Below are 24,054 nucleotides of genomic sequence, written 5' to 3'. Positions count from 1 at the left end.
CGCCGCGCTGGTGAAGTGATGGCCGCCGAACCCCTGCTGCGGGCCCTGGCGCGGATGCGCGGGCTGATGCTCGACGACACCGTCCTGGTGCGGGCCGTCGCCTCTGGTCGCCAGCGCGGCCAGGAGACGAAGTTCAAGCGCGTCGAGCTGCGCTACGTCGACCTCAAGGCCGGCCGCCACCTGCAGGTCACGGCGTACGACGACACGCAGGCGCACACCTCCAACCACGCCGGTGACGCCGCGAGGGATGCGGTCGACGACCTGTTGGACCAGCCGTTCGCGAACTGGCACGTCGAGACCACCACCGAGCAGCACCAGATCCGGGTGACCAAGAAGCTCGAGGCGATGGTGCACACCAGTGCACGTGAGGCCGAGGTCGAGGCCGAGCGCGGTCACGACAAGCCCAAGCAGCGGCTTCTCCCCGAGGACGACCCGGTCCTGGTGGCCCTCGGCATCTCCGACGCCCAGGGCCGGATCAAGCCGACCCGTCAGGCCAAGTACCGACAGGTGGAGGAGTTCCTGCGACTGCTCGACGCCTCGATCACCGACGCAGTGGCCAAGGGCGCCCTGCGCAAGGCGACCGCCGACGAGCCGTTGCGCATCGTCGACCTCGGCTGCGGCAACGCCTACCTGACCTTCGCCGCACACCGCTACCTCAGCCACGTCCGCGGGCTGCCGGTGCACCTCACCGGCGTCGACGTGAAGCAGCAGTCGGCCACCCACAACAGCGGCGTCGCGGAGGGCCTGGGCATCTCTGACGAGACCGACTTCGTGGTCGGCTCCATCGCGGGTGCGTCACTGGAGCGACGGCCCGACGTCGTACTCGCCCTGCATGCGTGTGACACCGCGACCGACGAGGCCCTGGCGAGGGCTCTCGACTGGGAGGCCGCGCTGGTGCTGGCCGCGCCGTGCTGCCACCACGACATCTCCGCCCAGCTGCGGCGCAACCCCACGCCCGCGCCGTACTCCATGCTGACCCGGCACGGCATCCTCCGTGAGCGGTTCGCCGACACCCTCACCGACGCGTTGCGCGCCTCGATCCTGCGGGTGCTCGGCTACAAGGTCGACGTCGTCGAGTTCGTCGAGAGCCAGCACACACCGCGCAACACGCTGCTGCGGGCGGTGCGTGCCGGCGGCCGGGTCAAGGGCGGCAGCGTGCGCAAGGAGTACGACGACCTGACCGAGACCTGGGGAGTGCGCCCGAAGCTGGCCGACCTGGTGGAGGTCTGATGCGGGGATGGTTCGCGGCGGCGGTCATCGTCGCGCCCTTCGCCATGGGTGTCGCCGCCGCGGACACCGGGCCCAGGCCCGACGTGGTCTGCTCGTTCAAGGACCCGGCGATCAACGAGTCCAGCGGGCTGGTCGTGCGCCCCGACACGATGATCACGATGAACGACTCGGGCGACACGGCCAGGGTCTTCTTCATCGATCCGGACGACTGCTCCACCACGTCCCAACGTGACTACCCCGGCATCGCGAAGGACGTCGAGGCGATCGCCCCGGCCGCGGACGGCGAGCAGGCGGTCTGGGTGGCCGACATCGGCGACAACCGGGCCAGCCGGCACGACCTTGCCGTCGTGCGGGTGCCGTTCGACGGCTCCTCGACGGATCGCCACGAAGTCTCCTGGCAGGGCGGTCCCGAGGACGCCGAGACGCTCATGGTGCACCCCGTCACCGGGCGGCTCTACGCCGTGACCAAGGGAGTCCTCGGCGGCCAGGTCCTCGAGGCCCCGGCCACTCTCGGGCCCGGCCGCAATGTCTTCAAGCCCGTGGGGGAGACCTCGGGACTGATCACCGACGGGGCGTTCTTCCCCGACGGCTTGCACTTCGTGCTGCGCAACTACGGCAAGGCCTACGTCTACGACACCGCGACGATGAGCGAGATCGGCGACTTCGAGCTGCCCTCGCAACAGCAGGGCGAAGGGCTCGCGGTCGGCCCCGACGACCGCATCTACCTGAGCTCGGAGGGCGTCCACGCCAAAGTGCTGCGGGTCGACGTGCCGCGGCCGATCCGTGAGGCCATGGACGCCGGCTCCAGCCCCTCGGGCGCCGCGTCCCCGGACGCCGGCGCGTCGGGCACCGCGTCCCCGGACGCCAGCGCGTCGGACGGCGACACGACGTCAGCCAACTCCGACGAGGACTCCCAACGCGACGTCTGGCCCTGGGCCGTCGGCGGACTCTTCGGTCTCGCCGCGGTCGTCGTACTCCTCCGCTCCCTCAAACCGAGATAGTCCCTGACGTTTCGGCCCCACAACCGGGATAGTCCCTGACGTTTCGGCCCTTGGAGGGACCGAAACGTCAGGGACTATCGAGATGCGAGGACCGAAACGTCAGGGACTATCGAGAGGTCAGAGCTGGCCGACGACGTGGTCGATGCAGGCGGTGAGCTTCTCGACGTCCGACGGGTCGACCGCGGGGTACATCGCGATGCGGAGCTGGTTGCGGCCCAGCTTGCGGTAGGGCTCGGTGTCGACGATGCCGTTGGCCCGCAGGGTCGCAGCGATCGCCGCGGCGTCGATCGCGTCGTCGAAGTCGATGGTGCCGATCACCAGTGAGCGGTGGTCGGGGTTCTCGACGTACGGCGTGGTGTAGGCCGTCTTCTCGGCCCAGCCGTAGAGCGCGTCGGACGAGGCGGTGGTGCGCTCGACCATGCCCTTGAGACCGCCGTTGGCGTTCATCCAGTCCAGCTGCTCGGCCATCAGGAACAACGTGGCGACCGACGGCGTGTTGTAGGTCTGGTTCTTCGCGGAGTTGTCGATCGCGGTGGGCAGGTCGAAGAACGCCGGGATGTGGCGACCGCTGGCCGCGATGGACGCGGCCCGCTCGAGAGCGGCCGGCGACATGATCGAGATCCACAGGCCGCCGTCGGAGGCGAAGCACTTCTGCGGCGCGAAGTAGTAGGCGTCGACCTCGTTGAGGTCGACCGGCAGGCCGCCGGCGCCGGAGGTCGCGTCGACCAGCACCAGCGCGTCGTCGGCGGCACCCGCGGGGCGGACGACGGGAGCCATCACCGCGGTCGAGGTCTCGTTGTGGGCCCAGGCATAGACGTCGACGCCGTCCTGGGCGACCGCGTCGGGACGCGAACCGGTGGGGGCCTCGATCACCGACGGGTCGGCCAGCCACGGCGCCTGCTTGGCGGCCTTGGCGAACTTGGAGGAGAACTCACCGAAGGTGAGGTGCTGGCTCTTCTCGCGGATCAGGCCGAAGGTGGCGATGTCCCAGAAGGCGGTGGCGCCACCGTTGCCGAGCACGACCTCGTGGCCCTCGGGCATGTCGAACAGTGCGGCGAGACCCTCGCGCACCCGGCCGACGGTGTTCTTGACCGGGGCCTGGCGGTGCGACGTGCCGAGCAGCTTGTCGCCGGTGGCGGCGAGCGCGTCGAGGTGCGAGGTCTGGATCTTGGAGGGCCCGGCGCCGAAGCGTCCGTCGGCGGGGAGCAGGTCAGCGGGGATCTGGATGTCGGTCACGATCGGACAACCTCATCTTCGTTCAGGGGTGAGTTACCTGACCACGCTGTCAGCGAAGCCCTATTGTGTCATCCGGCTCAAGCCACTGACGAATGGAGTCCACACGGTGACGGCATCCGCTGACCTGCGCATCGCACGGGTCGGCTTCGGCCACAGCGACGCCCTGCGGCTGATCGAGGACGTGCAGCTCGAGTACGTCGAGAGGTACGGCGGCCGCGACGACACCCCACTCGACCCCGCCATGTTCGAACCGCCGGGCGGCAGCTTCTTCGTGGGCTACGTGGACGACGAGCCGGTGGCCTCGGGTGCGTGGCGCAGGCGGGACGACGTACTCGCGCTCGGGTCGCGCACCACCGCCGAGATCAAGCGGATGTACGTCGTGCCGCGGGCTCGCCATCGCGGCCTGGCGCGGGTGATGCTGGCCCATCTGGAGACCACGGCGGCGCAGGCCGGGGCCGAGGTGCTGATCCTGGAGACCGGTGAGCGTCAGCCCGAGGCCATCGCGTTGTACGAGACCTCGGGCTACACGCCCATCGACGGTTTCGGCTACTACCGGGACTCGCCGATCTCACGGTGTTTCGCCAAGCAGGTCTGACGATTCGCCGGGGAGCGGATCCTCAGACGACGTCGCGTCGCCGTACCAGCCACAGGGCGAGCATCGGGAGCACCACCACGTAGGCCAGCACGGTCCATGTCGCCTGCGTCCCGGAGAGCACGTCCAGCACACCCGGCGTGCCGTCGCCTCCGCGCTCGACGCCCACGATCGAACCGATCAGGGAGCCCGCCGCGGTGCCGGGCAGCACCTGGGTGAACGCGTCGACCGGCGAGAGCAGCTGCCCGACGCCGCGCAGCAGGTTCTCGATGACCAGCGCCCAGACCAGGCCAAGGCCGACCGACAGCGCCGGTCCGCGAGCCACGGTGCCGAGCACGAAGCCCGCCAGCGCCCACATCTCGAGGACCAGGAACCCGGCCCCGAAGGACTCCGCCATGGCGCCGGGAGAGGGCCACACGACGGACTGTCCCTCGGTGCCGGCGATCACCAGCGAGCAGCCGAGGTCGAGGAGCAGGGACGCGACCATCACGCCGAGCACGGCGACGGTCACCGAGACCAGCGACCCGGCGATCACCGAGGTGCGTGACGGGCCCTGGGTGAAGACCGTCTTCCACGTGCCCCAGCCGTAGCCGTTGCCGGCCACGATCGCGCCGAGCACCATCATCAGCGCCCCGCCGAACATCGGCATTCCCTGCACGAAGACGTCGGGCACGTTGGCCGGCATCATCTCCGCGAGCAGTGCCGCCTTCGTCGTCCCTTCGTTGCTGAAGCTGCTGTCCCCGCTCGTGTAGGACAGGTAGTTGAACAGGTAGCCGAACATCAGGCTCAGCGCCATCCAGGCGCCGATGGTGACCCACACCGCCGGCCACTTCCGCAGGCGCAGGACCTCTGCGCGGGTGCTTGCGATCAGGGCGTTCATGACACTGCCTCCATGTCGTTCTCGTCGGGTTGCGAGTCGGCCGTCATCTCGAAGAAGACCGACTCGAGGGTCCGTTCGGTGGACCCGATCCGGTGTACGTCGACCCCGCTCGACACGAGTGCCCGGGTGAGACCAGGGGCCCGATCGGGTGCGACATCGAGCAGCACGTCCTCCCCGTCGAGGTGGACGGCGTCCTCGCCGGCGACCTCCATCGCCACCGCGAGCGTGGCGTCGACGGGGAACCCGCGTACGACGAGCGAGGCACCGCCGCGCAGGTCGGCCACGGTCGACTCCCGCAGCAGCCGGCCCTTGTTGATCACGCCGACCCGGTCGCAGATCTCCTGCACCTCGTCCAGCAGGTGGCTGGAGAGCAGCACGGTCTGCCCACCGCGGGCCAGCTCGACGATCAACGACCGCATGTCGGCCATGCCCGCCGGGTCGAGCCCGTTGGTCGGCTCGTCGAGCATGATCAGCTCGGGGTCGCCCATCAGTGCCGAGGCAACGCCGAGACGCTGCTTCATGCCGAGGGAGTAGGACTTGAACTTGTCGCTACCCCGGTCGGCCAGGTCGACCCGGGCCAGGGCCGCGGCGGCCGCCGACTCCGGAAGGCCGCGGTAGCGGGCCATCACCCGGAGGTTGTCGAGGCCGGAGAGGTAGGGGTAGAAGCCCGGCCCCTCGATCAGCGCGCCGATGCGTGCGGTCACGTCGGGACGCCCGGCGGGCTGCCCCAGGACACTCGCCGAGCCGGCCGTGGGCCGGATCAGGCCGAGCATCATGCGCAAGGTCGTCGTCTTGCCCGCGCCGTTGGGCCCGAGGAAGCCGTAGACCTCGCCTGTCTTCACGGTCATGTCGACCCTGTCGACGGCCAGGCGGTCGCCGTACTTCTTGGTCAACCCGTGTGTCTCCACCACGTTTTCGTTCATGCCCTCGAGGTTTCCGTGGATCCCGCCGTTCGGCGTCAGCCCGGAAGAGGCGCCCCGCTACGCAAAAACGCGTACAGCACCCGCGGCCCACGGGTCTAGGCTGAGTCTCGATTCGAACTCGGGAGTGATGCAGATGCGCTTCGAGGCACTCGGACCTCTGCGAGTTCTCGACGACGGCCAGGACGTGACGCCTGCCGGAAGGCTGCAGCGGATCATGCTGGGTTGGTTGCTCCTCCGAGCGAACCAGACCGTGCGCGACGACCTCCTGATCGAGGCGCTCTGGCCTGGCGATGTCGCTGCCCGCACCCCAGCCCGGCTGCAGGTGCTGACCCACCGGCTGCGGGCGATGCTCGACGATCCCGTGCGACTCTCGCGCGAAACCTTCGGATACCGGCTGCGCGTCGAGCGTGACGAGTACGACGTGGCGGGGTTCGACGACCTGGCTGCCCGGGTGCTGGCCCTCGAGGGAGATCCGGCGGCGGTGTCGAGACATGCCCGTGAGGCGCTCGACCTGTGGCGGGGGGCGCCGATGGCCGATGTCGAGGAGCTGGCGTTGGCACCTGAGCTGCAGCGCTGGAGCGCTCGCCGCCTGATGGTGCTGGAGTCCCTGGCCGAGGCCGACCTGGCCCTCGGAAACCACGGCGCGGTGCTGCCCGAGCTGGAGCTGGCGGCTCGGGAACACCCCTTGGACGAAGGCCTCCAGCTCTTGCTCATGCGGGCGCTGCACCTTGCCGGGCGCCCGGCCGACGCGCTCGGGGCGTACGCCGCTGCGCACGCGAGCCTGGGTGAGGAGCTCGGCCTCGAACCGGGTGCCGCCCTCCGCGACCTGCAGGCCCGGATCCTCGCCGGCGACGAGGCCGAGCCACCGGCCAAGCCACGGCCGACGCCGGCGCAGCTGCCCGCTGGCGCCTCCCGTCTCTTCGGGCGTGACCAGGACCTCGCCCGGCTCGACAAGCAGTGGGGTGAGACCGATGAGGCTGGTGTTTGGGTGATCACCGGAACCGCAGGTGTCGGCAAGACCGCCTTCGCCGTGCAGTGGGCGCGCCAGCATCGCGCCGACTACCCCGACGGCCAGCTGTTCTACGACCTGCGCGGATTCAGCGCCGACAACCCTGCCGCGCCGGCCGACGTGCTGGGCGTGTTCCTGCGCGGCCTTGGTTTCGACACGGCCGGCCTCTCCGAGGACGAGGACGAGCGAGCCGCCCTGTTCCGGAGCATGGTCGACGGTCGCCGCCTGCTGATCGTGCTCGACAACGCGCGGTCGGCTGATCAGGTGCGCCCGTTGCTGCCCGCGACGCAGGGCTGCTGTGTGCTGGTGACGAGTCGTGAGAGCCTGACCGGTCTCGCCGTTCGCGAGGGTGCGCAGACCGTGGACCTGCCGCCACTCAACGACCAGGACTCCCTGGATCTCCTCGTTGAGCTGACCGACGACCGAGTGCGCGAAGAGTCCGCGCCCGCCGCCGAGCTCGTGCGTCTGTGTGCGCGCCTTCCGCTGGCGCTGCGGATTGCCGCCGAGCAGGTCCGCGCACATCCCGACCGCAAGGTTGCCGCCCTTGTCGCCGAACTCTCAGGAGAACACGACCGCCTGGATCTGCTCGATGCCGGCGACGGCCCGGCGACCGACGTACGCGCGGTCTTCTCGTGGTCCTACGAGTCGCTTCCCGCCGAGGCAGCGCGACTCTTCCGCCACTTCGGCATGTTGCCGGGAAAGGACGCGGGGCTCCACGCCCTGGCCGCGTTGAGCGATCGCGACGCGAACGACGTACGCCGCAGTCTTGCGGTCCTGCTCCGCGCCCACCTCATCACCGAGTCGCCGGCCAGGCGCTACTTCCAACACGACCTGTTGCGCGCGTACGCCGGTGAGGGAGCGCGCCTTCTCGAGTCCGACGACGCCCGACGGGCTGCGCGGTCGAGGTTGCTCGGCCACTACTCGCGCCGGGCTGCCTTGGCCGACGACCTGCTGCGGCCGGCCGAGACGTTCAGCAAGGCCCGGATCCGTGAGCCGCACCCTGTGGTCCCGGAGTTCGCCGGGAGATCCGAGGCACTGGCGTGGATGGCGCGGGAGCTGCCGAACGTGCTGGCCGCCGTCGATGACGTCGGACCCAGCGACGCCCATCGCGTGGTCGAGCTGGCCCAGTCGTTCTCCGATCTGCTCAGCAGCCACGGGCACATCGAGGAGGGCGACCGGTTGCATCGGCGCGCTCGAGACATCGCGCGCGATCACGGCGATCCACGCAGTGAGGCGCTGGCCGAGTCGTCCCTGGGGGTCAACCGGGCCCGCAGCGGTGATCCGGGCTCCGCCAGGGAACACTTCCTGCGCTCCTTGGCCATCCACGAGCACCGCACGCACGACCCCGTCGGACGAGCCGCGCTCGAGGGCAACCTGGGTGCGTTGGCCTACGTGCGTGGTGACCTGGGAGAGGCCGCCCGGCTTGCCGAGAGCTCGAGGTCGGCCTTCGAGGCCGCCGGCGAGCGCAGGCGCACTGCGCTTCAGGCCACGAACCTGGCCTCGATCCTGAAGGCACAGGGCGAGACGGTCCGGCCGGGTGAGCTGGTCGCGGAGTCGGTGTCGATAGCGCGCGCCGATGGGCTGTGGGCGGAGTTGTCGACGGGGCTGAACAGTCTGGCCGACCTGCGCTACGAGGCCGGCGACCTCGACGCCGCCACCGCGTTGGCAGTGGAGGCCTCGGAGGTTGCGTCGGACCACGGGTTCCACGAGATCGAAGCGGATGCCCAGGCCACCCTCGGCGACATCGCGCATGCCCGGGGAGACTTCCGCGAGGCGCAGGAGATCTTTCGCACGGCCCTACGTGGTGCCCACATGTCCGGACACGTGCTGACGGTCGCCGTGTGCCTGCGTGGCTTTGCGCGCGCGGTGTCCGGCGAGGACCCGGCGGGCGGGCTTGCCTACTGCCGTGAGGCCGTCGACTACGCATCCACCAACGGGCTGACCCGCGTCGAGGTCACCGTGCGGCTCGACCTGGCACGGCACCTGGACCGTCGCGGCGATCGCGCCGGCGCACTGGTCGAGGTGGACCGGGCCGCTGCGCTGTGCGAGGGGTCGGACGACCGGCTGGTCAGCGAGGTGGCTCGCATCCGTGCCGAGCTCGCAGAGTGACGGCAGGGCGGCCTACGCGCGATTGCGTACGCCGCCACCGCGTCGGGTCGTACGACGAACGCGCCCGACTGCCCTAGCGTCGTGGGCATGAACTCGACGTTGTCCGTGCTCTGGCGCCGGTGGTGGCTCGTCCCTGTCCTGGTGATCGTCGCCGGCGGCTCCGGCGCGGTGAACCTCGGTGAGCGTGGCGACTTCCACCCCGGCTCGGAGCTGGCGGGGGGCATTGCCGCCGTCGTGCTCGCCGTGCTCTCGGCCGCCGTGCTGTTCCTGATCGACCGCTGGCCGTCGGCCGTGGTCGCCAACGGGCTCCTGGTCGGCGTGTACTTCGCGGTGGGTGGCAACAACGGGCCGATCTTCTTCACCGTCGTGGCGGCGGCCTTCCTGGTCGCGACGCGGCGCCGCTTCCGCGCGTGGTGGCCGCTGGTGCTCGGCTCGGGTGTGCTGGTGTGGGCGGGGCTCCTGGTCCGTGGACTCCGGTGGGACGAGTTCGACGTCGGCATGTGGCAGTCGATCGGAGTGGGGGCCCTGGTCTCCGCCGCCGCGTCGATCGCCACCGCGGTGCGCACCCGCGACGAGGCCCGGGTCATCGACAGGCAGCGCGCGGCCACCGAGGAGCAGCTCCGGATGGCCCAGGACCTGCACGACGGCGTCGGTCACGGACTGGCCGTGATCGCGATGCAGGCCGGCGTCGCGTTGCACGTGCTCGAGAAGGACCCGGCCGCCGTACGCGAGGCCCTCGAGGCGATCCGCGACACCAGCCGCGAGTCGCTCGACGCCCTGCGCAGCGAGCTCTCGCAGCTGACCGGCGACGCCGCGCCCCGCGCACCGCGTCGAGGGCTCGCGGAGCTGTCGACGCTGGTCGAGCGGGTGCAGGCGGCCGGCCCGGCCGTGCGGGTCAACGACACCGCGGGCGACCTGCCCGACGACGTCGACGCCGCGGCCTACGCCCTCGTGCAGGAGTCGTTGACCAACGTGCTGCGCCACGCCGACGCGTCGACCGTGAGCGTCGCCCTCGAGCGGTCCGGCGACGCGCTGGAGGTCTCGATCTCCGACGACGGGCGTGGGGGAGTGGTGCACGATGAGGGCATGGGTCTTCGGGGCATGCGCGAGCGGGTGACCGCCCTGGGCGGGACCTTCGAGGCGGGCCCGACCGACCAGGGCTTCCGGGTGCATGCCGTGCTGCCGGTGGGCGCATGATCCGCGTCGCGCTGGTCGACGACCAGGCACTGGTGCGGGTCGGCCTGCGCACCCTGGTCGCCGGCGAGGACGACCTCGAGCTGGTCGGCGAGGCCGAGGACGGTCGCGGCGCGCTGATGATGATCCGCCGCGAACGGCCCGACGTGGTGCTCTGCGACATCCGGATGCCGGTGATGGACGGCCTCGAGCTGCTGCGTTCCGTCGGCCAGGACGCCGACCTGGCCGACGTGCGCATGGTCATGCTGACCACGTTCGAGCTCGACGAGTACGTCTTCGAGGCATTGCGCCTGGGCGCCTCCGGATTCCTGCTCAAGGACGCCGAGCCGACCGCCCTCCTCGACGCGATCCGCGTCGTGGCGCAGGGCGGCTCCCTGCTCGCACCCTCGGTCACGCGACGGGTGATCGAGCACTTCGGCACCGGCGCGCAGACCCGCCGTACGCCGCACCCGCAGCTGGGCCAGCTCACCGAGCGGGAACGCGAGATGGTGGCATGGGTGGCCACCGGCAGGTCCAACCAGGAGATCGCCGAAGAGCTGGTGGTCAGCCCCGACACCGTGCGCACGCACGTGTCCCGCGCGATGGTGAAGCTGCACGCGCGCGACCGGGCCCAGCTCGTCGTCTTCGCGATCCAGTCGGGCCTCGAACCACCGGAGTCCCCACCCAGCCGTTAGATTCGTCGCATGATCTCGGGACAGACCCCAGCACTCTGGGATGCGGAAGCAGACACCTTCGACGACGAGGCCGATCACGGGCTTCGGGACCCGGCCACTCGGGAGGCGTGGCGCCGGCTGTTGCTCGGCGTACTGCCGGACGAACCGTCGAAGATCGCCGACCTCGGTTGCGGCACCGGCACGCTGTCGGTGCTCCTCGCCGAGAGCGGCCACCAGGTCGACGGCATCGACTTCTCGTCGTCGATGGTGGCCCGCGCGCAGGCCAAGGGCCGTGAGCGCGGCGTCAGCGCCAGGTTCACGGTCGACGACGCGAGTGCGCCGACGTTGGCGCGACGGGCGTACGACGTCGTGCTCAGCCGGCACGTGCTGTGGGCGATGAAGGACCCGGTCGAGACGGTCGCGCGGTGGTGCGACCTGCTCCGCCCGGGCGGCATCCTCGTGCTGGTCGAGGGGTCCTGGTCCACCGGCGCGGGCCTGACCGCCGACGAGGCCTCGCAGGCCGTGCGGGTGCACCGGCTGCGCGCCAAGATCACCCCGCTGACCGACCCGGTGCTGTGGGGCAAGGAGATCACCGACGAGCGCTACCTGCTGGTCAGCACCCGCTGACCGACGCGCGACCCGCGCGGCTGTCCACGGGCGAGCGGCCCGTAGGACAGGCAACCAGGGTGCTCGCACGCCCTGCTGAGCGTGCCGACGATCACGATCGAGGCCACTTGCCTGTCGGACGGCACACCACGACCCGTGACGGCGGTTAGCCTGCAGGTCATGGGAATCTTCAACGCGGCATCCGCCCGGGACGTCGAGGCGCTGCGCGCCCGCATCGGCCGGCTCGAGGCGCTGGTCGAGCTGCTCGCCCGCCACCAGGGCATCTCGGAGCACGAGATCAGCCAGGTCATGGGCCCGACGGTGTCCACCGTCTCCACACCGCATGCCACGGGGACACCGATCTCGGCTCGCGTCCGGCAGTTGGCGATCGAGGGCAAGAAGATCCAGGCGATCAAGGTGCATCGCGAGGAGACCGGCCTCGGCCTCAAGGAGGCCAAGGACGCGGTCGAGTCCCTCTGAGCGACTGTCGGCGGGTGTTACTTGGCCCAGTCGGTGTTCCAGCCCTCGACCGAGTCGGCCGGGCGCGGGTCGGGGCCGGTGTAGATCGCGGACGGGCGGATCAGGCGCCCGGTGCGCTTCTGCTCGAGGATGTGCGCCGACCAGCCGCCGGTGCGGGCGCAGGTGAACATCGAGGTGAACATCGGCGCCGGGACCTCGGCGAAGTCGAGGACGATGGCGGCCCAGAACTCGACGTTCGTCTCGAGCACGCGGTCGGGACGACGCTCGCGGAGCTCGGCCAGAGCGGCCTTCTCCAGTGCCTCGGCGACGGCGTAGCGGGGTGCGTCGAGCTCCTTCGCCGTGCGGCGCAGCACGCGGGCGCGGGGGTCCTCGGCGCGGTAGACGCGGTGGCCGAAGCCCATCAGTCGCTCGCCGCGGTCGAGCAGTCCCTTGACGTACGCCGTGGCGTCGCCCGACTCCTCGACGTCCGCGATCATGCCGAGCACGCGGGAGGGGGCGCCGCCGTGCAGCGGGCCGCTCATCGCGCCGATCGCGCCCGAGAACGCGGCGGCCACGTCGGCGCCGGTGGAGGTGATCACGCGGGCGGTGAAGGTGGAGGCGTTCATGCCGTGCTCGGCAGCCGAGCTCCAGTAGGCGTCGATCGCCTTGACGTGCTTGGGGTCGGCCTCGCCCTTCCAGCGGATCAGGAACTTCTCGGCGAGGGTCCTGCCCTCGTCGACGAGCTTCTGGGGCACGACGGGCTGGTTCAGGCCGCGGGCCGACTGGGCGGCGTACGACAGCACCATGACCGCGACGCGGGCGAGGTCCTCGCGGGCCTGCTCGTCGGAGATGTCGTAGGTCTGGCCGAAGCCGAAGGCCGGCGCCAGCATCGCCACGGCCGCCTGGACGTCGACGCGCACGTCGCCGGTGTGGATCGGCAGGTTGTAGGGCTCGGCGGCCGGCAGGCCGGGGGTGTAGGAACCGTCGATCAGCAGGCCCCAGACGTTCTCGAACGGGACCCGTCCGACGATGTCCTCGATGTCGACACCGCGGTAACGGAGCGCGGAGCCTTCCTTGTCGGGTTCGGCGATCTCGGACTCGAATGCGATGACGCCCTCAAGGCCGTGGTGAACCTCGGTCATAACGGGTGGCTCCTTTGCCGTGCTGCAGTGTCGGACCTTTGCATTCTGCCCCCAGCCTCGAAGCAGCGACAGAACGGGGTCTCGACCTGTGGTCCGCGGCCGCCGGTGCGCCCGTAGGCTCGCGGTGTGGAATCAGCACCGTGGGCGACGCAGCGCCAGGAGTACTCCCGCATCGGCATCGTCGAGAGCGCCCTGCCCGAAGACCCGCTCAAGCTCTTCCGTTCCTGGTACGGCGACGCAGGCACCCTGCCCGAGCCGAACGCGATGGTGGTGGCCACCGTCTCCGCCGACGGGCAGCCCTCGGCGCGCACCGTCCTCTTGAAGGGGCTCGACCCCCGAGGCTTCTGCTTCTTCACCAATCTCCAGTCCCACAAGGGATCTGACCTCGCAGCGAACCCGCGGTGCGCGCTCCTGTTCCCATGGCACGCGCTCCAGAGGCAGGTCCGTGTCGAGGGCGCGGCGGTGCTGTTGCCACGCGACGAGGTGGCGGCGTACTTCGCGACCCGGCCGCGCGGAGCCCAGCTCGGCGCGTGGGCCTCGCCGCAGTCGCAGGTGGTCACCGAGGCCGGCCTCCATGAGCGGTACGACGACGCGGCCGCGCGCATGCCGGGGGAGATCGAGGTGCCCGAGCACTGGGGCGGGTACGTCGTCGCGCCGGAGTCGATCGAGTTCTGGCAGGGACGCGAGAACCGCATGCACGACCGGTGGCGCTACCGCCGTTCGGGGGACCACTGGCGCCGTGAGCGCCTAGCCCCCTGATCGACCCGTCGTGAGTTCTGTCGGACTCACGACGGGTCGACGTAAAAACACTTGTGAGTGAGTGCTCACTCATTTACTCTTTCCGGCGTGACTCCTCGCGCCAAACCCCTGTCGCCCGCGGACCGACGCCAGGCGATCCTCGACGCCGTCGTGCCGCTGGTCATCGAGCACGGCGGAGACCTGAGCACCCGGCTGATCGCCGAGGCGGCCGGGGTCGCCGAGGGCACCATCTTCCGGGTCTTCGCCGACAAGACCGAGCTGATGTGGGCGGTCGCCGAAGAGACGATCAACCCCTCCCACGGGCGCGAGGAGTTCGACGCGATGCTGGCCGACACCGACGACCTCCACGAGCGCGTCCGCCGGGCCGCGGAGTCCCTGGCCGTCCAGATGCGGCGGTCGTTGACGGTGATGTTCGCGGTCCGCTCCTACTTGATGAAGCACGGCCCGCGCCCCGATCCCGATGACCCGCCGCGTCCACCCGAGTTCCTGGTCCGCGCCAACCGCGACCTGCTCGAGATGCTGGCCACGCTCTTCGCGCCGTACGCCGACAAGATGCGTGTGCCACCCGCGACCGCCGCGGTCGTCCTCCGTTCCCTGGTCTTCGGGTCCCGCCATCCCGGCATGGAGCTCGACGCCGATCTCACGTCCGACCAGATCGCCGACATCATCGTCGGCGGAGTCATGCTCCCCGGGGAGGAAGCCTGATGTTGCTCCGTCTCATGCGCACCTATCTCGCGCCGTACAAGGGTTGGATCGCGGTCGTGGTCACGCTCCAGTTCATCTCGACCGTGGCGATGCTGTTCCTGCCGAGCCTCAACGCCGACATCATCGACCAGGGCGTGGCCGAAGGAGACACCGGCTACATCGTGCGCGTGGGCGGCATCATGCTCGGCGTCTCGCTCGTGCAGATCGTCTGCTCCGTGGTCGCCGTCTGGTTCTCCGCGCGTACGGCGATGGCGTTCGGCCGCGACCTGCGCGCAGCCGTCTTCCACCGCGTCGGCACCTTCTCCGGCCGCGAGGTCGGGCAGTTCGGTGCGCCCTCGCTGATCACCCGCAACACCAACGACGTGCAGCAGGTGCAGATGCTGGCCCTGATGACGTGCACCATGGCCGTCGCCGTGCCGATCATGATGGTCGGTGGCGTGCTGATGGCGATGCGCGAGGACCTCGGTCTGTCGTGGCTGCTCGCGATCGTCGTACCCGCGCTCTTCCTGGCCGTCGGCGTGGTGGTCTCGCGCATGGTGCCCAACTTCCGGCTGGTCCAGGAGCGCATCGACGGCGTCAACCGGGTGCTGCGCGAGCAGATCACCGGCATCCGCGTGGTGCGCGCGTTCGTCCGTGAGCCCCATGAGACCCGCCGCTTCCAGAAGGCCAACGACGACCTGACGGACGTCTCGGTCAAGGCCGGCCGGTGGATGGCCACGATGTTCCCGCTGGTGATGCTGATCGTGAACGTCTCGAGCGTCGCGGTGCTCTGGTTCGGCGGACACCGCGTCGACAGCGGTCAGATGGAGGTCGGTGCGCTGACCGCGTTCCTGTCCTACCTGATGCAGATCCTGATGTCGGTGATGATGGGCACCTTCATGCTGATGATGATCCCGCGCGCGGCGGTCTGCGCCGACCGGATCACGGAGGTGCTCGACACCGACACCAGCGTCGTGCCGCCCGCGCGGCCGGTCACCTCGGTGCAGCAGTCCGGCCACCTGGTCCTCGACGGAGTCGGGTTCACCTATCCCGGCGCCGAGCAGCCGGTCCTGCAGGACGTCAGCTTCGAGGCCCGGCCCGGCGAGACCGTCGCGGTCATCGGCTCGACCGGCTCCGGCAAGTCGACTCTGGTCGACCTGGTGCCGCGGCTCTTCGACGCCACCACCGGCAGCGTGCAGGTCGACGGCGTCGACGTGCGCGACCTCGACCCGGAGTCGCTGTGGCACCGCATCGGGCTCGTCCCGCAGCAGGCGTTCCTGTTCTCCGGCACGGTGGCCAGCAACCTGCGCCACGGCAAGCCCGACGCCACCGACGACGAGCTGTGGCGTGCGCTCGAGATCGCCCAGGGCCGTGACTTCGTCGAAGCCATGTCCGAGGGGCTCGAGTCGCCGATCACGCAGGGCGGCACCAACGTCTCGGGCGGCCAGCGACAACGCCTGGCCATCGCCCGGGCGCTGATCCGGGAGCCGGAGATCTACCTCTTCGACGACTCCTTCTCGGCCCTCGACCTGGCCACCGACGCCCGGCTCCGCGCCGCACTGAGGCCGGTCACCCGCAACGCGACGGTGGTCCTGGTCGCCCAGCGGGTCTCCACGATCCGCGACGCCGACCTGATCCTCGTGCTCGAGGACGGCATCGTCGTCGGCCGCGGCACCCATGACGAGTTGCTCGCCGACTGCCCGACGTACCAGGAGATCGTCGAGTCGCAGCTGACGGCGGAGGAGGCAGCATGAGCACGACGGAGAAGACCGACAAGGGCGGCACCCTCAAGGAGACCGAGCGCATCACGGCCGGCCCCGGCCCCGGGCGCGGCCCGATGGGCGGCGGCATGGTCGGCCAGAAGGCGATGACCTTCGTGCCCTCCGCCAAGCGCCTGATCGGCCGCATCGCGCCGTACCGCGTCAAGGCGATCGCCCTGGTGGTGCTGGCGATCGGCAGTGTCGTGCTGACCGCGCTGGGCCCGCGCATCCTCGGCCACGCGACCGACCTCATCTTCGACGGGCTCTTCGGCAACCAGTTCGACGCCGGCCTGACCCAGGAGCAGGTCGTGCAGGCGGCGCGCGACCGCGGCGACAACAGGCTCGCCGACATGATGGCGTCGATGGACTTCGTGCCCGGCCAGGGGGTCGACTTCGGCGCCGTCGGTGCGGTGCTGCTCATCGTGCTCGGGCTGTACGCCGGCGCATCGATCCTGTCGTTCATCCAGGGCTTCCTGCTCAACGACGTCGTACAGGGCACGGTCATGGACATGCGTTCCGACGTGGAGGACAAGGTCAACGCGCTCCCGTTGGAGTACTTCGACCGCCAGCCCCGCGGCGAGCTGCTCAGCCGGGTCACCAACGACATCGACAACATCAGCCAGACCCTGCAGCAGACCCTGAGCCAGCTGCTCACCTCGTTGCTCACGGTCGTCGCGGTGATCTCGATGATGTTCTGGATCTCACCACTGCTGGCGCTGATCGCGCTGGTCTCGGTGCCGATCTCGATGTACGCCACCTCGCTCATCATGAAGCGCTCGCAGAGCCAGTTCATCGCCCAGTGGCGGCTGACCGGCACGCTGAACGCGCACATCGAGGAGACCTTCTCCGGCCACGCCCTGGTCAAGGTCTTCGGCCGCCAGAAGGAGGTCGAGCAGCGCTTCGAGGAGGAGAACGAGCGGCTCTACGAGGCCTCGTTCAAGGCCCAGTTCGTCAGCGGGCTGATCATGCCGCTGATGATGTTCATCGGGAACCTCAACTACGTGGTGATCGCGGTCGTCGGTGGTCTCCGGGTGGCCAGCGGATCGCTGAGCCTGGGTGAGGTGCAGGCGTTCATCCAGTACACCCGCCAGTTCACCCAGCCGCTGACCGCGGTCGCGTCGATGATGAACCTTCTCCAGTCGGGTGTCGCGTCGGCCGAGCGGGTCTTCGAGCTGCTCGACGCAGACGAGCAGCGCCCCGACGGCCAGGTCGCTCCGGCGGCCCCCGGCGAGCGTCACGGCGAGGTCGTCTTCGACCGTGTCTCGTTCCGCTACGACGAGGACAAGCCGCTCATCGAGGACCTCTCTCTGGTCGCCCAGCCCGGTCAGACGGTCGCGATCGTCGGCCCGACCGGCGCCGGGAAGACCACCCTGGTCAACCTGGTGATGCGGTTCTACGAGGTGACCGGCGGGCGCATCACGCTCGACGGCGTCGACGTCTCCGCGATGCCGCGCGCCGAGCTGCGCGACCAGATCGGCATGGTGCTGCAGGACGCGTGGCTCTTCGAGGGCACGATCCGCGACAACATCGCCTACGGCCGCCCCGACGCGACCGAGGAGGAGATCCTCGAGGCAGCCCGGGCCACGTTCGTCGACCGCTTCGTGCACTCGCTGCCCGACGGCTACGACACGGTCATCGACGAGGACGGCGGCAACATCAGTGCCGGTGAGCGCCAGCTGATCACCATCGCTCGCGCGTTCGTCTCCGACCCGGCGCTGCTGATCCTCGACGAGGCCACCAGCTCGGTCGACACCCGCACCGAGCTGTTGCTCCAGCAGGCGATGGCGGCCCTGCGCAGTGACCGTACGTCGTTCGTGATCGCCCACCGGCTCTCCACGATCCGCGACGCCGACCTGATCCTGGTGATGGAGGACGGCGCGATCGTCGAGCAGGGCACGCACCACGAGCTGCTCGAGGCCGACGGCGCCTACGCCACGCTCTACCAGTCGCAGTTCGCGGCGCCAGTCGCCTGAGGCAGGCATCCGGGTGGGTGGCAGACGGGCTGCCGTGAACAACTGCGGCAGTTGGTGCGGTCGCCACGGCGGGTCAGGCGTGGACCGGGGCTGCAGCGCGCGGACTGCCGCAGTTGTCGACGCCGACCTGGCGTCCGGCGGGCGGCGAGCGCAGCGCGGCCGCCGTACGCCGAGCGTGCGGCGGCCCTGTGGAGAACCGTTTGCGCCGCTGGACCACGCATCCGAGGCTTGGCCCATGACGGCACCGGACTCGAAGGCAGCCGAGCTGCTCACCGAATGGGGCGGTCTGGCCAGCTCTGCTCAGCTGCGCGGGGCGCTCACCGATCGGCAGATCACAGCAGCGGTCGAGGCCGGGGCAATCGTCAGGCTCACCCGCGGACGCTTCGCGTTGCCCACCGTGCCGGCCGCTGCAGCCGGTGCCGCTCGGGTCAACGGGGTCGTGTCGCACCTGAGTGCTGCGCTGCACTGGGGATGGCCGGTGAAGCTGCCGCCCGAGAAGCCGATGGTCACCGTGCCACGAGGGCGCAACCTCACGCTCCCGCGCCGACACAACCTCGCTGTCCACTACGCCGACCTCACACCCGGCGAGGTGCGCAACGGTGTCACCAGTCCGTTGCGCACGGTGATCGACTGCGCGCGGGTCCTGCCGTTCGACGCCGCCCTGGCCGTGGCCGACTCTGCCCTGCGTTCGGGCCGGATCAGCCACGACCAGCTGATCGCCGCGGCCGAGGCAGCGCCACGCAGCGGTCGTCCGGCCGCGCTGAAGGTGGCGCGCTTCGCCGACGCGCGCGCCGCCAACCCGTTCGAGTCGGTGCTCCGCGCGATCACGATCGAGATGGGCCTGCGCCTGGCGCCGCAGCTCACCTGCCTGCCGTACATCCAGGTTGATCTCGGCAGCGAAGAACTCCGCTTGGTGGTGGAGGCCGAGTCGTGGAGCTACCACGGTGGCAAATGGGCCTTCGAGGCCGACGTCAATCGCTACACCCGGCTGGTTCGCGACGGTTGGGTGGTGGCCCGGTTCACCTGGTCCGACGTGATGTTTCGCCAAGACGTCGTGCGCGAAATCCTCGCGGACCTCGTGGCCATGTGTGAAGAACTGCGGCAGTTCAGGCAGAGCGCCTGAGCTGCGGAGCGCGAGACGGCAAAATCAAAACGTGAACTGCCGCAGTTGTTCACCGCGGCGAGGGTCGGGCACACAGCAATGCCCGGAAATGGGAACGACCCGCAGGCGTTGACGAACGGTTTCCCCGAGGGGACCTTCTCGTCGTCTTCCGGCGGACCAAAAAGTCCGGAAGCGCCTGCGGGTCGGGTGACTGCCTTGAATTCGCTGGCCGCTTGCAACGCTGCGCAGTGAATCCTGTCGGCAGGGAAGCTGCTAGCGGGCAGCCACCTCACAAGTCCGGTAAGAATGCATCTTCTGGACCACCTCCTTTCACGTGTCCTGCAAAGGTACGACTGTGGGGCCGCCCTCACAAGGGGTTTTCGAGGGTCCGGCAAAACCTCTTCACACGAGCCAGGCGGCGGTGTCCGGCGGCAACCCGTCGTCGACGGGACCACTGGCCAGCAGCACCGTTCCGTCGGGCATCGCGACGGTCGTCGTACCGCAGTTGAGGACGGCGGTGACCGGACCGCGACGGAACGTGAGCACCTTTGCGCCGAGGTCGAGCAACTCGACCTGGTCGCCGGCCGTCGTCGCGAACGTACGCCGCGCGCTCAGGGCCCGCCGGTAGAACGCCAGCGTCGACTCCGCGTCCTCGGCCTGGGCCTCGGCGGTCAGCGACGACCACCCGGCCGGTTGCGGGATCCACGGCTGGTCGCAGCCGGGTCCGAAGCCGAACGGCGGGGCGTCGCCCGACCACGGCAGCGGCACCCGGCACCCGTCCCGACCGGGCTTGCCGGTGGTCAGGGCCTGCGGGTCCTGCCAGTGCGCCCGGTCGACGTCGACCTCTTCGAGACCGAGCTCCTCGCCCTGGTAGATGTACGACGACCCGGGCAGTGCCAGCATCGTCATCGTGGCGGCTCGCGCCCTGGCCAGGCCGACGGTGCCGCCGCCGTACCGGGTGACGTGCCGGATCACGTCGTGGTTGCTCAGCACCCAGGTGGGCGAGCCGCCGACGAGGGCGACGGCGGCCAGGGTCTCGGTGATGACGGCAGCGAACTGCGGTGCCGACCAGTCCGCCGAGAGCCAGTGGAAGTTGAACGACTGGTGCAGCTCGTCGGGCCGCACGTAGCGCGCCAACGAGGCCGCGTCCCGGGTCCACGCCTCGCCCACGGCCATCCGGTCGTCGGGGTAGGAGTCGAGGATGCGCCGCCACGCGCGGTAGACGTCGTGCACCTCGGGCTGGTCCCACATCGGCTCGTGCTCGGGGTGCTGCGGCCCGAGCAGGTCGGCGGCCAGGTTGGCCTCGCGCTCGGCATCGGTCAGCCGCTGGTCGGGCAGCCCGGGCTCCTTGAACAGGCCGTGCGCCACGTCGATGCGGAACCCGTCGACGCCGCGGTCGAGCCAGAAGCGCAGCACGTCCTCGAACATCGCGGGGACCTCGGGGTTGCGCCAGTCGAGGTCGGGCTGGGTCGCGTCGAAGAGGTGGAGGTACCACTGGCCGTCCGGCACCCGCGCCCAGGCCGACCCGCCGAAGACGGACTCCCAGTTGTTCGGCGGCACAGTGTTCGGCGGCACAGCGTCGGCCGGCACAGTGTCCGGCCCGTCGCGGAACAGGTAGCGGCCGCGCTCGGGACTCCCCGGCCCGGCGGCCAGCGCCGCACGGAACCACTCGTGGTCCTCGGAGGTGTGGTTCGGCACCAGGTCGACGATCACCCGGATGCCGTGGGCATGCGCCTGCTCGAGCAGCGTGTCGAGGTCGGCCAGCTTCCCGAAGAGCGGGTCGACGTCGCGGTAGTCGGCCACGTCGTACCCGTGGTCGTGCTGCGGCGAGGTGTAGAACGGCGTGATCCACACGGCGTCGACGCCCAGCTCGGCGAGGTAGGGCAGCCGCGAGGTGATGCCGGGCAGGTCGCCGATGCCGTCACCGTCGCTGTCGGCGAAGCTGCGCACGTAGACCTGGTAGCAGACGGCGTGGCGCCACCAGGCCTCGTCGGTCACGAGAAGTCGGCCGGGTCGATCGCGATCCAGGTGTGCTCGGCGCGGGCCACCACGCGGCGGTCGGCGTCGTAGAGCGTGCTGGCGGTGAACGTCTTGCGGCCCTCGGTGCCCCGGGCCTGGCCGACCACGACGTGCTCCTCGCCGATCGCGGGCAGCGCGTCGACGGCGGCAGTCATCCGGCCCAGCACCAGGGCCCGATCCTCGAAGTCTCCGGCCCAGGCACCGATGCAGTCCAGGGCGGCCCAGGTGGCTCCGAGCGAGGCGCGGCCGTGCTCGTCGACGTACTCGTGGTAGTCCTCCTGAACACTGGGGTGCGGGGTCCACGTCGAGGCCACCCGGCTCTGGCCGTCGATCTCGCCGACCGGGCCGGGGAAGACGCGCAGGCCGTCGCCCTCCGCGCGGTCGGTGCCGCAGGCGAAGCAGGTCGGGAACGGGTGCTGGCGCAGTCCGGCGTACGACGCCTCGGCCGCGCGCGCCTCGTCGGGGGAGACCTGCTCGACCGGGGTGAGGGTGTCGTCGGGGAGCACCCGCGCGGAGAGCACGGGCAGGCCACCGAAGGAGGCCACCAGCGTGCCGTCGTCGTCACCGGCCACGGTCATCGCGGCGTCGAGCGGAGGGGGCTGGCGCAGCGTCACCTCGATCACCGGCCACCGGTCGGCCCGGTTGTCCGGGCAGTCGTGCTGGACCAGCGCCGCGAGGGCGCCTGCGCTCCAACCGCCGTTCCCGGACTTCGGCGGGCCGCAGAACCGGGAGGGAATGGTCAGCTCCGTGGCGGGGAAGTGCAACATCTTGTCGATCGCTCCAAGCGTGTTCGTGCGTCAGTCGTGGCTGCTCGACGTCGAACGTAGCCTGATCCGGGCCAAGTCAGTAGTGCCGGGCTCACGCAACACCCACCGGTAGGCAACAATGGGGCACGTGAGCGACCTGATCGACACCACCGAGATGTACCTCCGCACGATCTACGAGCTCGTGGAGGAGGGAATCGTGCCGTTGCGGGCGCGGATTGCCGAGCGCCTGCACCAGAGCGGCCCCACCGTGAGCCAGACCGTGGCCCGCATGGAGCGTGACGGCCTGCTGACCGTCGAGGGCGACCGCCACCTCGAGCTCACCGACGACGGCCTGCGCCTGGCCACCCGCGTGATGCGCAAGCACCGCCTGGCCGAGCGGCTGCTCACTGACGTGATCGGCCTCGACTGGGAGTTCGTGCACGCCGAGGCCTGCCGGTGGGAGCACGTGATGAGCGAGACCGTCGAGCGCCGCCTGATCGAGCTGTTGGGCCACCCGACCGAGTCGCCGTACGGCAACCCGATCCCGGGCCTCGACGAGCTGGGCCAGAGCGGCGTCGGCGAAGACTTCATGGAGGGCGTCGAGTCGCTCTCAGCGGTCGCCGGATCGGACGAGTCGCGGGTGCACATCCGCCGCATCTCCGAGGAGATGCAGAAGGACGAAGACCTGATGGGCGCGCTGCGCCGGGTCGGTGCCGTGCCCGACAAGACCGTCGTGGTGATCGCCACCGAAGACGGCGTGCTGATCGGCTCGGGCGGCGAGACCGCCGAGATCATCCCCGAGGCGGCCGACCACATCTTCGTCAAGCGTCTCTGAGCTCCGATCTGCTTCGAGCGCTGAGCGCACCGAGGAACTCACTGGTCCCGGCGTGCAGCGTGTACGTCGCAAGGTCGTCGCCGCGGGTCGTCCCGCGGTTCACGATCACCACGGGCACACCGAGCTTCGCGGACCGCTTGACGAACCGCAGGCCCGACATCACGGTCAGGGACGAGCCGGCCACCAGTAGCGCCCCGTCGCGCTCTGCCAGGGCCTCGACCGCGTCGTAGCAGCGCTGCACCCGCGCGGCCGGCACGTTCTCGCCGAAGAAGACCACGTCGGGCTTGAGCACCCCGCCGCACGCCTCGCAGTCGGGTACGACGAAGCCGGCCGTGTCGTCGAGGTCGACGTCCCCGTCGGGTCGTGACGCGACGTCGGCGTGCGCGTCGGCGTACCCGGGATTGAGCAGGTCGAGCCGTTCGTGGAGCGCCGACCGGCTGCTGACCGTGCGGCAGGACAGGCAGATCACGTCGGAGATGCGGCCGTGCAGGGCGATCGGGTTGCTGCCGGCGGCCTCGTGGAGGCCGTCGACGTTCTGGGTGACCAGCAGGTCGACACGGCCGCGGGCCTCGAGCAGGGCCAGTGCGCGATGGCCGGCGTTGGGCAGCGCGTGGTGCATGCGGCCCCAGCCGACGTGGCTGCGCGCCCAGTAGCGCTGTCGGGCCGGCGGGCCGGAGACGAACTCGCCGTAGGTCATCGGCGTCCGCGCCACGGAGTCGGGGCCGCGGTAGTCGGGCACGCCGGAGTCCGTGGAGACCCCGGCCCCGGTGAGGACGACGAGCGGTCGCGCGGCGAGGAAGGCGAGGGCCTCCGTCGCGAGCGCCTCCGTCGCGGGTGCCTCTGTCAACGGGCGTATCTCAGCTCGGCACGGGCCTTGCGCTTCTCGGCCTCCACCTCGCGGTTCTTCGGCGGGACGTTGGTGACCAGCTTCTCCAGCAGGTGCGCGGTGATGTGGGCGATCTCGTGCACGGCCTCGTCGAAGGCGGCCTGGTTCGCCTGGGCCGGCTTGGTGGTCCCGCTGACCTTGCGGACGTACTGCAGCGCGGCGGCGGTCACCTCGTCCGGAGTGGCGGGCGGCTCGAAGTTGTTGAGGGGTCGGATGTTGCGGCACATGCCCACAAAGGTACGCCGGACCCACGCTG

At 70.3% G+C, this 24,054-nt stretch carries 22 protein-coding genes; 14 read left to right on the top strand and 8 right to left on the bottom strand.

The window, feature by feature from the left end:
• The first annotated feature begins 18 nt into the window (after positions 1-18).
• Together ASH02_RS19900 and ASH02_RS19895 are read left to right on the top strand one after the other, a co-directional pair.
• Positions 19-1,230 carry a class I SAM-dependent methyltransferase gene (locus tag ASH02_RS19900; RefSeq protein ID WP_056891871.1) on the top strand — a complete coding sequence of 404 codons (1,212 nt, stop codon included), beginning with the start codon at positions 19-21 and terminating at the stop codon, positions 1,228-1,230.
• Positions 1,230-2,231 (top strand): hypothetical protein, encoded by a 1,002-nt coding sequence (locus ASH02_RS19895; protein ID WP_056891872.1) that lies wholly within the window; start codon positions 1,230-1,232, stop codon positions 2,229-2,231. The genes ASH02_RS19900 and ASH02_RS19895 overlap by 1 nt, the downstream gene beginning before the upstream one ends.
• Positions 2,232-2,348: 117 nt before the next feature.
• Here the strand turns inward: ASH02_RS19895 and serC are convergent, their stop codons facing one another.
• A complete protein-coding gene (gene serC, locus ASH02_RS19890; RefSeq protein WP_057295354.1) occupies positions 2,349-3,467 on the bottom strand; it encodes a phosphoserine transaminase in 1,119 nt (372 codons plus the stop codon).
• Between the two features lie 106 nt (positions 3,468-3,573).
• Between serC and ASH02_RS19885 the strand changes: the two genes are divergently transcribed.
• Complete coding sequence (locus tag ASH02_RS19885; protein WP_235539088.1) at positions 3,574-4,062, top strand: GNAT family N-acetyltransferase; 489 nt, start codon at positions 3,574-3,576, stop codon at positions 4,060-4,062.
• A gap of 22 nt (positions 4,063-4,084) precedes the next feature.
• Here the strand turns inward: ASH02_RS19885 and ASH02_RS19880 are convergent, their stop codons facing one another.
• Entirely contained in the window at positions 4,085-4,939 is an 855-nt protein-coding gene (locus ASH02_RS19880; protein WP_057295353.1) for an ABC transporter permease subunit, read from the bottom strand.
• Entirely contained in the window at positions 4,936-5,862 is a 927-nt protein-coding gene (locus ASH02_RS19875; RefSeq protein WP_057295352.1) for an ABC transporter ATP-binding protein, read from the bottom strand. Before ASH02_RS19875 ends, ASH02_RS19880 begins: the two co-directional genes overlap by 4 nt.
• Before the next feature lie 133 nt (positions 5,863-5,995).
• On the opposite strand from ASH02_RS19875, the gene ASH02_RS19870 reads away from it, so the two are divergent.
• From ASH02_RS19870 to ASH02_RS19850, 5 genes are all read left to right on the top strand, one after another.
• Positions 5,996-8,980 carry an AfsR/SARP family transcriptional regulator gene (locus tag ASH02_RS19870; protein WP_162262607.1) on the top strand — a complete coding sequence of 995 codons (2,985 nt, stop codon included), beginning with the start codon at positions 5,996-5,998 and terminating at the stop codon, positions 8,978-8,980.
• Positions 8,981-9,067: 87 nt separating this feature from the next.
• A complete protein-coding gene (locus ASH02_RS19865) occupies positions 9,068-10,177 on the top strand; it encodes a sensor histidine kinase (protein WP_057295350.1) in 1,110 nt (369 codons plus the stop codon).
• Positions 10,174-10,848, top strand: a complete 675-nt coding sequence (locus tag ASH02_RS19860) for a response regulator (protein ID WP_056682344.1) — start codon at positions 10,174-10,176, stop codon at positions 10,846-10,848. The genes ASH02_RS19865 and ASH02_RS19860 overlap by 4 nt, the downstream gene beginning before the upstream one ends.
• A gap of 9 nt (positions 10,849-10,857) precedes the next feature.
• Positions 10,858-11,454: a class I SAM-dependent methyltransferase gene (locus ASH02_RS19855; RefSeq protein ID WP_156409814.1), complete on the top strand. Its 597-nt coding sequence runs from the start codon at positions 10,858-10,860 to the stop codon at positions 11,452-11,454.
• A 159-nt stretch (positions 11,455-11,613) separates the two neighbouring features.
• Entirely contained in the window at positions 11,614-11,913 is a 300-nt protein-coding gene (locus ASH02_RS19850; protein ID WP_082563960.1) for a ribosomal protein L7/L12, read from the top strand.
• 17 nt (positions 11,914-11,930) lie between these two features.
• Here ASH02_RS19850 and ASH02_RS19845 read toward each other — a convergent pair whose 3' ends face one another.
• The gene (locus tag ASH02_RS19845) at positions 11,931-13,034 is read right to left on the bottom strand and encodes a citrate synthase 2 (protein WP_056682336.1); all 1,104 of its coding nucleotides are present in this window, start codon (positions 13,032-13,034) and stop codon (positions 11,931-11,933) included.
• 126 nt (positions 13,035-13,160) lie between these two features.
• On the opposite strand from ASH02_RS19845, the gene pdxH reads away from it, so the two are divergent.
• From pdxH to ASH02_RS19820, 5 genes are all read left to right on the top strand, one after another.
• A complete protein-coding gene (pdxH, locus tag ASH02_RS19840) occupies positions 13,161-13,793 on the top strand; it encodes a pyridoxamine 5'-phosphate oxidase (protein ID WP_057295348.1) in 633 nt (210 codons plus the stop codon).
• 87 nt (positions 13,794-13,880) lie between these two features.
• On the top strand, positions 13,881-14,498 hold the full coding sequence (locus ASH02_RS19835) for a TetR/AcrR family transcriptional regulator (protein ID WP_056891879.1): 618 nt from the start codon (positions 13,881-13,883) through the stop codon (positions 14,496-14,498).
• Positions 14,498-16,231, top strand: a complete 1,734-nt coding sequence (locus ASH02_RS19830; protein ID WP_057295347.1) for an ABC transporter ATP-binding protein — start codon at positions 14,498-14,500, stop codon at positions 16,229-16,231. Before ASH02_RS19835 ends, ASH02_RS19830 begins: the two co-directional genes overlap by 1 nt.
• Entirely contained in the window at positions 16,228-18,210 is a 1,983-nt protein-coding gene (locus ASH02_RS19825) for an ABC transporter ATP-binding protein (RefSeq protein ID WP_057295346.1), read from the top strand. The genes ASH02_RS19830 and ASH02_RS19825 overlap by 4 nt, the downstream gene beginning before the upstream one ends.
• Before the next feature lie 235 nt (positions 18,211-18,445).
• Positions 18,446-19,333 carry a DUF559 domain-containing protein gene (locus ASH02_RS19820; RefSeq protein ID WP_057295345.1) on the top strand — a complete coding sequence of 296 codons (888 nt, stop codon included), beginning with the start codon at positions 18,446-18,448 and terminating at the stop codon, positions 19,331-19,333.
• A gap of 381 nt (positions 19,334-19,714) precedes the next feature.
• Here the strand turns inward: ASH02_RS19820 and ASH02_RS19815 are convergent, their stop codons facing one another.
• A complete protein-coding gene (locus ASH02_RS19815; protein ID WP_057295344.1) occupies positions 19,715-21,310 on the bottom strand; it encodes a glycoside hydrolase family 13 protein in 1,596 nt (531 codons plus the stop codon).
• Positions 21,307-22,098 (bottom strand): hypothetical protein, encoded by a 792-nt coding sequence (locus ASH02_RS19810; protein ID WP_056682317.1) that lies wholly within the window; start codon positions 22,096-22,098, stop codon positions 21,307-21,309. The genes ASH02_RS19815 and ASH02_RS19810 overlap by 4 nt, the downstream gene beginning before the upstream one ends.
• A gap of 127 nt (positions 22,099-22,225) precedes the next feature.
• On the opposite strand from ASH02_RS19810, the gene ASH02_RS19805 reads away from it, so the two are divergent.
• Positions 22,226-22,912, top strand: a complete 687-nt coding sequence (locus tag ASH02_RS19805) for a metal-dependent transcriptional regulator (RefSeq protein WP_056684961.1) — start codon at positions 22,226-22,228, stop codon at positions 22,910-22,912.
• Here the strand turns inward: ASH02_RS19805 and ASH02_RS19800 are convergent.
• Positions 22,899-23,759: a Sir2 family NAD-dependent protein deacetylase gene (locus ASH02_RS19800; RefSeq protein WP_056682313.1), complete on the bottom strand. Its 861-nt coding sequence runs from the start codon at positions 23,757-23,759 to the stop codon at positions 22,899-22,901. The two genes, ASH02_RS19805 and ASH02_RS19800, sit on opposite strands and share 14 nt — an antisense overlap.
• Positions 23,756-24,025 (bottom strand): DUF2277 domain-containing protein, encoded by a 270-nt coding sequence (locus ASH02_RS19795; protein ID WP_056682311.1) that lies wholly within the window; start codon positions 24,023-24,025, stop codon positions 23,756-23,758. The genes ASH02_RS19800 and ASH02_RS19795 overlap by 4 nt, the downstream gene beginning before the upstream one ends.
• Positions 24,026-24,054 lie beyond the last annotated feature (29 nt).

The organism is Nocardioides sp. Soil796 (assembly GCF_001429525.1).
Taxonomy (GTDB): Bacteria; Actinomycetota; Actinomycetes; order Propionibacteriales; family Nocardioidaceae; genus Nocardioides.
This window is presented reverse-complemented; position numbering and strand designations above follow the sequence as displayed.